The 14,723-nt window shown below is 41.5% G+C and carries 5 protein-coding genes (1 of these 5 running past the window's edge); 4 read left to right on the plus strand and 1 reads right to left on the minus strand.

Going from position 1 to position 14,723, the window contains the following annotated elements; all coding sequences use genetic code 11:
- Positions 1-57: 57 nt before the first annotated feature.
- Positions 58-2,316 (minus strand): glycoside hydrolase family 3 N-terminal domain-containing protein, encoded by a 2,259-nt coding sequence (locus N7E81_RS09240; RefSeq protein ID WP_263053002.1) that lies wholly within the window; start codon positions 2,314-2,316, stop codon positions 58-60.
- A 165-nt stretch (positions 2,317-2,481) separates the two neighbouring features.
- Here N7E81_RS09240 and N7E81_RS09245 point away from each other — a divergent pair, with 165 nt between their 5' ends.
- The 4 genes from N7E81_RS09245 to N7E81_RS09260 form a co-directional block, all read left to right on the plus strand.
- Positions 2,482-6,621, plus strand: a complete 4,140-nt coding sequence (locus N7E81_RS09245; protein WP_263053003.1) for a two-component regulator propeller domain-containing protein — start codon at positions 2,482-2,484, stop codon at positions 6,619-6,621.
- 149 nt (positions 6,622-6,770) lie between these two features.
- A complete protein-coding gene (locus tag N7E81_RS09250; RefSeq protein ID WP_263053004.1) occupies positions 6,771-9,983 on the plus strand; it encodes a SusC/RagA family TonB-linked outer membrane protein in 3,213 nt (1,070 codons plus the stop codon).
- 11 nt (positions 9,984-9,994) lie between these two features.
- Positions 9,995-11,698 carry a RagB/SusD family nutrient uptake outer membrane protein gene (locus tag N7E81_RS09255; RefSeq protein ID WP_263053005.1) on the plus strand — a complete coding sequence of 568 codons (1,704 nt, stop codon included), beginning with the start codon at positions 9,995-9,997 and terminating at the stop codon, positions 11,696-11,698.
- A gap of 84 nt (positions 11,699-11,782) precedes the next feature.
- Positions 11,783-14,723, plus strand: the 5' portion of a protein-coding gene (locus N7E81_RS09260; protein WP_263053006.1) for an FG-GAP-like repeat-containing protein. It continues 365 nt past the right edge of the window; only the first 2,941 of its 3,306 coding nucleotides appear in the window; it begins with the start codon at positions 11,783-11,785; its stop codon lies off the right edge, out of view.

Below are 14,723 nucleotides of genomic sequence, written 5' to 3' on the forward strand. Positions count from 1 at the left end.
ATGCGGTAAAATAGGTGCCGCTCCATGCGGAACGACACCGTGAACGGTATTAAGGTCTTATTTCTGATAAAAGAAATTTTCCTTTTGATCTCCTATCATCACAGTGAACTCGCCTTCTTCGGTTATCCTTTGGCTATTCTGATTGATGAAAGACAGATCATTTTTAGCTAGTTGAAATTCCACTTGTGTATGATTTCCTTGTTTGATCTCTACTTTCTTAAATCTTTTCAATCTCTTTTCACTTGGAGTCACCGAGGCGTATAGATCACTCACATATAGCTCTACTGCTACTAGGCCGTCACGATCGCCTGTGTTACTCACGTTTACAGATATATGGATTGAGTCTTCTCCAGCCAGTGTGGTTTTGTCTAGTTTCAGATCGCTATAGGCGAAGGTGGTGTAGCTGAGCCCGTGACCAAACGACCACTGGGGTGAAAACCCACCCAAACCATAGGTGTCGGGTTCTGATTCTTTGAAATTCTCCGAATTTTTACGGTCGTATAAGATGACGTCACCTGTGTTTTTAGGATAGGTGAAGGGCAGCTTGCCGTTGGGATTATAGTCTCCGAAGAGAATTTCCATTGTAGCCTTGGCACCTTGGCTGGCAGGTCTGTACAGGTGCATAATACCCTTCACACCAGGTTCGACAGAGGAGATCACCCGAGGTCTGCCTTGGGCGAGCAAAAGGACTACAGGTTTGCCCGTAGCTATGGCTGCTTCTACCAAGGCTAGCTGATCAGAAGCCAAAGTTAGGTCGTCGATGCCTCCGGGCGACTCTGCATAGGCTTTTTCCCCTATGGCGAGCACGATGACGTCTACCTTATTGGCATTGTTTCTCACAAAGGCTGTATTTGTATTTTCGGCGTCAAGGTAGTTGGCTGTTGCATTACTGATGACTTGATCCTCACCTATTTTGGCAACCATAGCATCTTTTAGTGTAAGCGTGCTGGTATGATAAGCGGCTTCGTTGTCGCCCTGCCAAGTGTATGACCACGAGCCATGTAGTGCACCTATATTGTGAGCACCAGGACCCGTGAGTAGTATTTTGGTGTCTTTGCCTAGAGGCAAAATTTGATTTTCATTTTTCAATAAAGTGATAGATTCTAATGCGGCATTCAAAGCCACTTCTGCGTAGTCGGGTTTGCCAAAATTGGCTGTTGCTGCAGGTTCAGGGTAGGCATTGTCGAATAGACCCAAGTCAAATTTCAGTTTGAGTATTCTATATACAGCTTCGTCTATTCTGGTTTGACTTACTTCGCCTTCGTTCACTAATTCGATTAGGTAATCGTAGAAGGAATAATCCATAGGTACCATGCTCATGTCGATACCTGCATTCACTGCTATTTTTACTGCTTCTTTAGGTGTAGCCGCTATTTGATGTCTGATATGCAGTCTGATGATGTCTTCCCAGTCGGAAACGGCCAAGCCTTCGAAACCCAATTCGCCTCGCAAGATGTCTTGTAGGTAGTATTTGCTAGCATGTACAGGAATACCGTTTACTTCACCCGAGTTGATCATGACGGTAGAGGTGCCATTGGCAACAGCTGCTTCGAATGGAGGAAGGAAATACTCTCTCATCTGAATATCTGGAATATAAGCAGGTGTACGATCCTTGCCGCTCAGTGGTACTGAATAGCCAATAAAATGTTTCATGCAGCTAGCGACAGCTGTTATGTTTTTTAGTCCGTCTTCTTCATAGGCATTGATTGCCCTGCCGCCCATCAGGGAGGTGAGGTATACATCTTCTCCGAAGGTCTCTTCGAATCGAGACCATAGCGGCTGGCGACCTATACCGAGTGTGGGGTCAAAATTCCAACGGATACCTGACGCTCTCACTTCCATGGCTGTGATTTTGGTACTAGCCGATACCAGATCCGTATTGCGAGTAGCGCCCATACCTATATTGTGGGGAAACAAGGTAGATCCTTGTGTATAAGATGTGCCATGGATGGCATCTATTCCGTAGAGGATGGGGATCTGCAACGGTGTTTCTTTGGTAGCTATGTCCTGAATGGTGGTGAGCAGCTCGTGCCATTGAGCTACAGATAGCGGACTGCCATTGGTATTTAGTATGGAGCCTACATTTTTTTCAATGATTGCATGGCGCAGGGCTTTGGTATCTAGCTTTCCATTTTCATGGAATTTACCCAAGGTAATTTGCGTCATTTGCCCTACCTTTTGTTCTAAAGTCATTTGTCTCATCAGATCAAGTACTTGCTGATCTTTAGAGGATGAAGAGTCCGGCATTGGTGTACAGGCATAGCAAATGCCTATGGCAAGTATTGAAAAGAGATGTTTTTTTATAAATGGCTTCATTGACCCTAAGTGTTTAAAATTTAATAGATGAGTGACGATACAAAACTCATTTATTTATTTCCTACATCGCTAGGCATATCTCTCAATGAACAGGGGTAATTGTTTCAAGGGTGGGTTGATGTAAAATTTTAGTGAAATATTTACATCAAGTAAAAAGTGAACGGTATGAGAAAATATGGGATACTAGTCTGGGTGCTCGTCTGGCACACTTGCGTTGGTTTTGCTCAAAGTCAGAGCAGTAAATTTATTTCGATCAAGGCGGAGCTCTCGCAAAATACAGTGGCATCTATCGTGCAGGATCACAATGGTTTTTTGTGGATAGGTACGAGAAATGGTTTGAATCGGTATGACGGAGTAAATATGACCAGCTATGAGTACGATGAATCCGACTCTACCAGCTTGAGCAACGACTATATTCGTACGGTTTATGAAGACTCAGACAATAGACTATGGGTGGGTACTATGGGTGGAGGTATTTGCTTGTACAACGAAGACTTAGATGCCTTCGAAAGATTCAAAGTGGAGGGAATGCCCGACTATTTGAAGGAGACCAGTGTCAAGGCCTTTTGGGAAGACGAACACAAAAACATCTGGTTTGGAACGGAAAAGTTTGGTTTGCATTATTACAATAGAACCACGGGTGAAATCAAAACCTATCAGAAAAACTTAGACGACCCTTTTAGTATTTCTTCCAATCATATCACGGGTATTGTACTTGACAGGATGAATAATCTCTGGATATCCACATGGGGAGGAGGGATCAATTTATTCGACCCCAATAGTCAGCGGTTTATTGTATACAAGCATGACGATAAGCCAGAATCTATTGCTTCAAACATTATCCGAAAGCTCTACAAAACCAACGATGGCGACATCTGGCTAGGGACGCATGGTGGATTGGATAAGTTGGAATATCATGAAAGTGGTAGATATGTATTTAAACACCAGCGACTAGATTCTGAATTGGGAAAAAATGGCAATCGAGTCATTTTGTCTATTTTGGAAGATGATAAAAAGCAACTTTGGGTAGGAACAGAAAATGGAGGATTGAATGTGATCAGCCTAGAGACAGGAAAATCTATTCTATACACTTTTGACCCTCGTAGGGAATACTCCTTGCAAAACAATTCGATCTGGAGTCTCTATCAAGACAATACGGGAATCATCTGGGTGGGTACTTTCAACAAAGGGATATTCAAGATAGATGAGCATGCGAGTAAATTTGAACACATTCAGCACAATCCTCATTTTTCTAATTCGCTAAGCAGCAATGCTGTGAGCTGCTTTGCCGAAGACAAGTATCATAATGTATGGATAGGCACCGATGGCGGAGGGCTGAATTATTGGGATGTAAAAAAGAATACGTTCAAAGCGTATACTACACGATCCAAAACCAATCCGATCACTAAAGATGCCATCTTATCTCTTTTGCTAGACAGTCAGGGCAATCTTTGGGTGGGTACCTGGGACGGAGGAGTCAATCTAAAAAGAAAAGGGTCGGACAAATTTGAGGCCTTTGCATTAGATCACCCACTCAATGCGAGTAAGGGTTTTGAGAATGTATTTGCCATTCATGAGGATAGGAAAGGACGGATCTGGTTTACGGCTTTCAGAGATGGGCTGTTTGCTTACGACCCTGTCGATCAGTCTTTCATTGGTTTTAATCACGACCATGACAATCCGCACAGCATCAGTACGGATTATGTACGTGCCATACTCGAAGACAAGGATGGTACACTCTGGATAGGTACAGAAGGCGGAGGGCTCAATCAGATGTTTGAAACCAATGGTCAATACAGTTTTAAAAGGTATATGATTGACAAAACAGACGATAAAAGTATCTCTAGTAATTCTGTCATAGCGCTGATGCAAGATGAGGAAGGAATCATTTGGGTAGGTACTTTTTCTGGATTAGATCGGCTGGATATTACTACCGAGCAATTCACCAAAATAGGAAAAAAGCAGGGGCTACCCAATGAGGTGATTTATGGCATACAGGCCGATCATGAAAAAAATCTTTGGGTGAGTTCAAATCGAGGTTTGTCTAAATACAACCCACAATCAGGAGAGGTTCAAAACTACACCAAATCCGACGGTTTGCAGGGCATGGAGTTTTTTAAAAATTCTAGTTATACGCTGAGTAGCGGAGAAATATTGTTTGGAGGAATCGATGGGTTCAATATATTTAGACCCGATGAGATCAAAAAAAACACGTATGAACCCAAAGTATTCTTCAGCGATTTTAGATTGTACAATCAGTCGGTCAAAGTAGGGCCAGCCTCACCACTCAAAAAAAACATTAGAAAGACCAAGAAAATCAAGCTCAATTACGATCAGAATGATTTTAGTTTCGAATTTGCTGTACTTAGCTTTTCGCAAACCTCAAAAAATGAATATGCCTTTCAGCTAGTCAATCATGACGATGGGTGGCAAAAAGTAGGTAATCGTAGAGAAGCGTATTATACCAACGTGCCTCCTGGTTACTACATTTTCAAAGTAAAAGGTACCAACAACGATGGGCTGTGGAGTAGCCATGAAGCGGCTGTAGAAATCATTATTTCACCTGCATGGTACAATACCTATTGGGCCTATTCCTTGTATATCGTCATCATTACTGGGCTGTTGGTGTGGGGTATCCAGACCATCGTGAATAGAGAGCGGCTACAGACTCAGCTTCAGGTAGAGCATATGGAGCTCTCCAAAATGCAGGAATTAGACGAAATGAAATCGAGTTTCTTTGCTAATATCTCTCACGAATTTAGGTCGCCGCTTACGCTCATCCTCGGCCCACTCAAAGCCATGTATGACAACGTAGAGTTTAGCAGTATCAAAGAGCAAGTGAGTATGATGATTCGAAATGCCGAGAGCTTACTCAACCTAATCAACCAACTCTTGGAGCTTTCCAAATTAGAGTCGGGCAAAATGAGATTAGAGGCCGTGGAACAAGATGTTTGTAAATTTTTGAAACCAGTTATTCATTCTTTTTCATCCTTTGCCGCAAGGAAAAATATAAGTTATAAGGTAAGTGTGCCTAAAGGAGAGATTCTCGTCTTCTTTGACCGAGAAAAGCTCGAAAAAATAGTAGTAAATCTACTGTCCAACGCCTTTAAGTACACGCCCGAATTTGGCCATGTAGCATTTGAACTGGTAGAGGGTAAAGATCGCGTGACACTTGTGGTAAAAGACGATGGAATAGGTATTCCAGAAGATGAGATGGAATACATTTTCAATAGATACTACAGAGTGCGAGATGCTAAAAATAAGAAAAGTAAAGGAACAGGTATTGGATTGTCGCTCACTAAGGAGCTAGTAGAGTTGCATAGAGGTGAAATAGACCTGGAGAGCAAGGAAAATGAAGGTTCTGTTTTTATTGTCCATCTCAAAAAAGGCACAGAGCATCTCAATCCAGAAGACTTTTCTAGTACAGACGGGGAGTTCAAATATGAAAATCAGGAGCTGTTCAAATCAGACCAGCAGGCCAACGCACAGCCATTGACTGAAAGTCTAGAGAGCCTAGAAGATCAGGAAAAACAGCCATTAGTATTAGTTATAGAAGACAACAACGACATTCGTGGATATATCAAACAAATCTTGGAGCCTGATTATCGAATCATAGAGTCGGACAATGGGATGGACGGGTCTGAGCTGGCACTAGAGCGGATACCTGATTTGATCATTTCCGATATCATGATGCCTGGGTTAGATGGGTTTGAGGTGTGCAAGAAAGTGAAGGAAGACATGAAGACCAGTCATATCCCAGTGATATTGCTCACTGCCAAGGCGTCGAATGACAGTGCGTTGGAAGGATTCGAAAAAGGAGCGGATTACTACATTACCAAACCCTTCAACCCTAAACTGTTGGCACTAAGGGTGAGAAACGTGCTCAATATTCACGATCACATCAAAAACAATCTACTCAATAAAAAGACCCTTAATATAGAACCCACCAATTTGAAGATCGCTTCGCGAGACGAGAGTTTTATCAAAGATGCCATGCGTATCGTGGAGGAAAATATATCCAATTCAGAGTTTTATGTAGATGATCTTGGCCGCGAACTAGGACTCAGTCGCATGCAGCTATACAGAAAACTGAAAGGACTCATTGGCCAGTCTGCCAACGAATTTGTACGTTCTATTCGCCTGAAAAGAGCGGCCCAGTTGATCCGTCAAAATCAGCTCACCATTTCAGAGATTACTTATCAAGTAGGTTTTAATGACTTACAGTATTTTAGAGATTGTTTCAAAAAACAATTTGGAGTAAATCCATCTGAATACGCAAGTGATACAGAAGATAAAACCTCATAAAAACACTGTTTAAGCCGTTTTATGAGGTTTTGAAATAATTACCATCCGCCTTTGTGACAAATGCCCAACGCAGAAAGGATTTGAAATAGAGAAGTTTGAGTATCAATTTTTATTAAAACTATTCACTAAAATCAAAAAAATTGAAAGGCATGATAAAACTTAGACAAACTATGATCAGACTTCGCAGTCTGATGAAAATGTCTCTGATGCTTGTAGCGTTAATATCCTTTAGCGCTCAAGCTCAAGACAAGGCAGTAACCGGTAAGGTTACCTCTGCTACGACGGGAGAAGAACTCCCAGGAGTAAGCGTGTTAGTAAAAGGTACTAACAATGGTACTGTTACTAATATTGAAGGTAATTACAGTTTAGCATCTGTGCCAGCAGATGGAACATTGGTCTTTTCTTTTATAGGGATGAAGACCGAAGAATTAGTATTAGGAGGAAGATCAGTATTAGATCTTAGTATGGAAGATGACGTAACTGCTTTGGAAGAAGTGGTTGTAGTGGGATACTCTTCTCAATCTAAGAAGACCATTTCAAGTTCTGTTGCGACCTTAGACACGCAAGAAGCACTGAAAGTTCCTGTGAGTAATGCGTCTGAATTGTTGCAAGGTAGAGTGGCGGGTGTGACAGTAGTTACAGCATCTCAGCCAGGTGATGCTCCGATCGTTAGAATTAGAGGATACGGTTCTACAGGCAATAACGACCCGTTGTATGTGATTGATGGGGTGCAGTTGTTGAGTTCAAGCGCATTGAGCGATCTCAATGTCAATGACATAAAATCTGTATCTGTACTGAAAGATGCTGCGGCAGCTTCTATCTATGGCGCACGTGCATCTAATGGAGTCATCGTGGTGACCACTAGAAAAGGAACGCCTACAGGTAAGCCAGTTTTTACATTTGATAGCTATTTTGGAACGCAGCAGCCGACCAATATGCCAGATATGATCAACTCAGCTCAGTTTGGGCAATTGATCTACGAAACGGAATTGAATGATGGTATAGCTACTCCTGGACATGCTCATTTCTCAGCAGGAGCCAACCCTACTGTAGCTGATTACATTATTGGTGATCCAAATCAACCTTATGATTTTGATACCAATAGGCTGACAAAGTCTAGTGATGGCACGGATTGGTTTGATGAAATCTTTGATCCAGCATTAATTCAGAATTATTACCTATCGGCTGCTGGCGGCTCAGAGGCTGGCAGATACATGATGTCATTAGGATACTTCAATAGAGAAGGTATTTTGTCTGGAACTGGGTTGGATAGATATACCACTAGGGTGAATACCGATTTCAATCTAAGCGAAAGAGTAAGAGTGGGTCAGCATTTTAATTTGGCATATAGCGAACAGAAAGCTATGGTAGGTCAGTTTAATGACAATAACCCTATTTCTTCAGCTTATCGTAGCAGTCCGATTTTGCCTGCATACGACGAAGGTGGTAATTATGCTGGTGCTTTTAGCAATACAGCAGAACTCGGAAATGCTACAAACCCTGTGGCAGATATGGGTAGAGCAGCTACTGGCGAAGACAAAAACAGATCGATTAGATTTTTTGGAGATGCCTACTTAGAAATAGACATCCTTAAAAATTTGACAGCTAAAAGTTCAATTGGTATCAACTATCAAAGTGGAAAAAACAACAGCTTTCAGTGGTTGAACCCAGAGCATAGCGAACCAAGGTCTAAAAACACTTTGACAGAAACGGATTATATCAACAAAAGCTGGGTGTGGAGTAATACTTTGAAGTATGATTTGGAAATAGGAGACACTCACCGTTTGTCTGCATTGGTGGGTACAGAGGCTATCCAGGGTGATTCTCGTCAGACGCAAATCACACAAGATGATTTTATGTTCGAAACACCAGATTTCTTTGTGTTGGGTGCTGGGACAGGAGACACAAATATCGATCAGGGAAATACCTATATCAGAGGAAATAGTATCTTTTCCGTCTTTGGTCAGTTGAATTATGCGCTTGCAGAGCGCTACCTAGCATCTGTTACCGTACGTAGAGATAAATCTTCTAGGTTCAATGACGGAAACAACACAGGTGTCTTCCCTGCCTTTAGTTTAGGCTGGATAGTAAGTGAAGAAAGTTTCTTATCTGGTTCGTCATTTATTTCAAATTTAAAACTTAGAGGTTCGTATGGAGAGATGGGGAATCAAGAGTTGCCTGTGGCCAATCCAAACGTGACCGTATCGGCACTGAATTCTCAAAATTCATTTTATACTTTTGATGGGGTAGGTACCGATGTAGGCGCAGCAGTGTCTGCTTTGGGCAACGCAGATTTGACTTGGGAAACTTCTTCACAGATAGATTTTGGAGTTGATTTTGGCTTTTTAAACGATGATTTGACTTTGACGGTAGATTATTTCGATATCAAAACCAAAGATATGATTTTGAATCCTCCACTACCTGCCACTGGTTCTGTAGCTACACCCCCATATTTGAACGTAGGTGAAATGCAAAATAAAGGCCTTGAATTCGCCATTGGGTATGGAAATTTCTCAAGTTCAAGTGATTTTACTTATGATCTTGCATTCAATTTATCGACTTACAAGAATGAAATCACAGCTATCAATGCTGCCGAAGGAACTAGTTTTTTGGGAGCGTCACTTCGAGGCAATACCGTGTCTAGAACGGCAGTTGGAGATCCATTAGCTTCCTTTTATGGAAGAGAAGTAATTGGTATTTTCCAAGATGCAGCTGAAGTGAGTAGCGCACCAGATCAAGGGTTTGCAACGCCAGATGATGGTGTAGGTAGATTCAGATACGCAGATGTAGATGGCAACAATGTGATAGACGGAGAAGACAGAAAAGTAATAGGCAACCCACATCCTGATTTCACCTTCGGGTTTAATGCTAATATAGGGTACAAGAATTTCGATTTATCGTTGTTCGTTACGGGATCTCAAGGAAATGAAATTTATAATTTTACCAAATACTTTACTGATTTCCCTTCATTTCCAAATGGCGGTAGAAGTACAAGAGTGTTAGACGCATGGAGCGAGACCAATAAAGGAGGTAGCCTGCCAGCACTTAGCGAAGCCGCTACTGCATCCAATGGCGAAAGCAGTCCTAATAGTTACTTCGTAGAAGATGGATCATATGTCAGATTGAAAAACCTGCAAATAGGATACACATTGCCTAAAAACTTAATTTCAAAAATTGGTCTTCGGCACGCAAGAGTTTATGTGCAGGGAACCAATTTAATAACCCTGACTGGATATGAGGGAATTGATCCAGAAATCGGCTCGATTGCTACAGGAGGTAGTCAAAATTTAAACTTAGGAGTTGATTTTGGTAGTTTCCCTGTAGCAAAGACATATACCATGGGATTGAGCATAGACTTTTAAATTAGACTAAGATGAAAAGAATTTTAACACTAATAATATTATCTGTTGTGGTCTCATATGGCTGCAATGACGATTTTACCAAAGAAAGCCCAAAAGGGACATTGAATTCTGAGGTATTACAAAATGCAGAAGGAGTGGATCTTCTACTCACTTCAGCGTATGGCCTATTAGATGGCTTCATCACGGGAGATCCGTGGCAAGGATCGTCTGATGGCTGGTGGCTAGATGTCACTACCGATGATGCACACAAAGGAAGCACAGATGTGGATCAACCAGACTTACAAAGATTACAAATGTACAATTGGACTGCAGACAATCCATACTTGTTTACTAAATGGGTAGCTGTTTATGGAGGTGTGGATAGAGCCAATTCAGTAATTAATTTGGCCGAATCTATAGAAGGACAGGACTTTTCAGCCAAAATTGCAGAAGCAAGATTTTTGAGAGCTCATTACCACTTTGAATTACAAAGACTATGGGGACAGGTTTCTTATATCAGCGAGGCAGACCAACTAGACCCCAATATTCCTAACACAGGTGCAATTTGGGATAAAATAGAAGAGGATTACCAGTTTGCAATTGATAATCTACCCACTACTCAACCTGTGCCAGGTAGGGTGACTAGCTGGACAGCTAAAGCTTTTTTGGCCAAAGTTCACTTAGAGCAGCATGAATATACGGAAGCAATTGCTTTGTTCACTGATGTGATAAACAATGGGCCATATAGTTTGGCTGCTGAGTTCCAAGATAATTTCACTTGGGCTGGAAAAAATGGCAGTGAAGCGATTATGTCTATTGAATTTGCAGTAGGAGGAGTCGCCAATGATGCCAATGGCAACCAAGGTGCTACCCTTACTCACCCAGGAGGTGGTCCTTACGAATCTTGTTGTGGGTTTTATCAGCCATCACAGAATTTGGCTAACGCTTTTCAGACTGATGCAGGTGGACTTCCATTGCTAGATACCTATGCGGATAATGATATTGCAAATGATGCAGGAATTTCTGAAAATGATCCATTTACTCCACACGCTGGCAACCTCGACCCACGGATCGATTATACGATAGGACGTAGAGGTATTGATTTCAATGGATATGGAATGAACCCTGGTCAATCATGGGTAAGGGGGTATGAAACAGGAGGACCATACCTGCACAAGAAAGGATCTTATAAGAAGGAAGAAGAAGATCAATCGAAAGGTTCGGGTAGCTGGGGACAGCAGTCTTCAGGTTTGAATTATAATATCATGAGATATGCTGATTTGCTGCTTTTGGCTGCTGAGGCTGAAATAGAAGGAGGTTCATTAGCTATCGCCGAAGGTTATGTAAACGAGGTGAGAAATAGAGCCAAGAACATGACTTATGTAAAAGAACTGGATGTTAATGGTGAATTTACGGCCAATAATGCAGCCAATTACGTGATAGAGCCTTATCCAGATGGAACATTTACAGCTCAAGGACAAGCTTATGCACGAAAAGCCATGAGACTAGAGAGAAGACTTGAACTCGGCATGGAAGGTCATAGGTACTATGATATTCGTAGATATGGCGAAGCACCTAGCATTATGAATGCATGGCTAGTAGACGAAGACCGAATTTTCGGAAATGCAAGATTTGGATCTGTATCTGTAAGTGATAAGCACAATTACTTACCAATTCCGATTAGAGCTATTGACTTGAGTAACGGTGTCTTGACCCAAAATGACAATTGGAAATAGACTATATCATAAGTATGAATTAGATAAAGATGAGTTGGTTCGCCGACTCATCTTTTAATTTTTTCAGTAATAGAATACAATTGAATGAATATGAAAGTATACTTGAAATTTCTGTTAGTAGTTTGTTTGATCGGAGCATGTACGCCCAAAGAGGATCATATTCCACCGCAATTCGAATTATTGAAACCAGAACTTACAGGGCTTTCCTTTACCAATACTATAGTTGAGTCAGACAGCCTCAATTATTTCACCTACCCCTACCTATATATGGGCGGAGGGGTTGCCATTGCAGATTTCGACAACGACGGTTTACAAGACCTTTTTTTTACTGGAAATATGGTTGAAAACAAACTGTATCAAAATCAAGGCGATTTAAAATTTAAAGATATTTCGAAGTCTTCTGGTACGTCCGGACTTCTAACCAAATGGTACACAGGGGTGTCGGTAGCAGATATCAATGCGGATGGCTATTTGGATATTTACCTCAGTGTGTCAGGTCAGGGTATGCCCCGCTCTAATGAACTCTACATTAATAATGGAGACCTCACCTTTACAGAATCAGCAGAAGCATACGGTTTGGCCGATGCTGGCAATTCCGTGCAAAGCTCCTTCTTCGATTACGATCATGATGGAGATCTAGATTTGTTTGTGGCCAACTATCCCATCACTAGCTTCACTACTTCTAATATCGATTACAGACATTATATGAACCATGTCTCCTCAGAAAAGAGCGATCATCTATATAGAAATGATGGATCAGGAAATTTCTCCGACGTGACTGAAGAATCAGGACTATTAGCTTTTGGGTTGTCGCTCAGCGCAGCCGTAGTTGATTTTAATCAAGACGGTTGGGAGGATATCTACGTATCCAATGATTTCAGTACCCCAGACTATTTCTATATCAATAATGGAGACGGCACCTTCTCTGATCGGCTTAAAGACATCACAAGACAAACGTGCTTTTATGGCATGGGTACAGATGCTGCTGATTACAACAACGATGGTCTGATCGATCTCTTTCAAGTGGATATGTCGGCTGCTGACAATCGTCGTATAAAAGCCAATATGGCGAGCATGAACCCAGCACTGTTTTGGAGCACGGTCAACAATGGGTTTCATTACCAATACATGTACAACAGTCTTCAGGCTAATCGCGGGATCGTAGACGATTTGCCTATCATGAGCAATGTGGCTTGGATGTCTGGAGTCTCTTCCACTGATTGGAGCTGGGCTCCTCTATTTGCTGATTTTGACAATGATGGCTGGAAGGATCTCTTTGTAGCCAATGGTACCCGAAAGGAAATAAACAATAGAGACTACTTCAAAAAAATTGATAAACGTTTGAAAAAAGCCAACAATGCAGAACTATTGAAATTATCAGACAGCATCCCTTCCGAACCCATCGACAATTTCATATTTAAAAATATAAAAGGACAAGGTTTTGAAAAGCAGAACGAGTCTTGGGGAATGAAATACTTAGGTTTCTCTACCGGCGCCGCCTATGGGGACTTAGACAATGATGGAGATCTCGATCTAGTGATTAGCAATATTGATAGCGAATCTGTCATCTTTAAAAATAATGCATCCGCGCTCGGCAAAAGCAATTACCTCAGAGTAGCTCTTCAGTCCGCTTTTGGAAACACTCGAAGTATAGGTGCCGAGGTGCACATCTATACGAATGGAGAGCACCAAGTGAGTCAGTTACAGCCCACACGCGGTTTTCAGTCGTCGACTGAGCCAATTTTACATTTTGGATTAGGGAGTTCCATGAGTGTTGATTCTTTACTTGTTATCAGAGCAGATCAAATCATTAATAAAATGTATAGAATTGAGGCCAACCAATCACTAGAGATCGATGTGAGTAATCAGGGGGCTGTGACATATAGAGCAACGCAAAAGAGCAACACCTTGCTAGTTGATAGATCGGATCTCATTAAGGATTCTGCAAGGCATGAAGAAAACCACTTCAATGACTTTGATCATCAAGTACTACTGCCTCATAAAATGTCCAATTTCGGACCAGCGTTAGCAGTAGGAGATATCAATGGCGATGGGCTCGATGACTTTTATGCTGGAGCGGCGTCTGGGACCAATGGTAGGTTTTACCTTCAGCAGTTAGGAGGTGGTTTTGAGTCTTTGGATTTTCAATCTGAAGCAGACCAGATATATGAAGACTTGGATGCCATGCTCTTCGATGTAGATAATGATCAAGATCTTGATCTATATATAGTAAGTGGAGGAAATGAATTCGAAAAGGGGAGTGCTAGCTACCAAGATCGCTTGTTTATCAATGATCAGGGTAGTTTCAGAAAAGCCAATAAAGCACTACCTACCATAGAAGCTAGTGGTTCTTGTGTACGGCCATTCGATTATGATCAAGATGGCGATTTAGATCTCTTTGTTGGTGGTAGGTTAGACCCGCGCAATTATCCCTATGCAGGCGAAACTTATTTGCTCGAAAATAAATCTGAACTGGGCGAGTTGAAATTTGAAAATGCTACATCTCAGGTGGCACCAGAACTGTCAACTATAGGCATGGTTACAGATGGCTTATGGACAGATTTCAATAAAGATGGCCTCATAGACTTACTCGTAGTAGGTGAGTGGATGCCCATTACGGTATTCATTAATTCAGAAGGACAATTTTCCAATCAAACCACAGAATACTTTGATCAAAATATGTTGGGTTGGTGGTTTAGCGTAGAACAGGGGGATTTAGACCAAGATGGTGATATGGATTATATTTTTGGTAACTTGGGTACAAACTATAAATATCAAGCCAAGCCTGATGAAACCTTTGATCTATATGTCTCCGATTTTGATGGTAATCAAAAACATGATATTGTACTGAGTTACCACAATTTTGGGGAGCAGTATCCAGTACGTGGACGTCAATGTTCGTCTGATCAAATACCAGCCATCAAAGTAGCCTACAAGGATTATAATTCTTTCTCAACAGCAAGTATGGATGATATTTTTGGATCAGAAAACCTTAGCAATTCTTTACACTTTCAGGTAGAGGCGT

The organism is Reichenbachiella carrageenanivorans (genome assembly GCF_025639805.1).
Taxonomy (GTDB): Bacteria; Bacteroidota; Bacteroidia; order Cytophagales; family Cyclobacteriaceae; genus Reichenbachiella; species Reichenbachiella carrageenanivorans.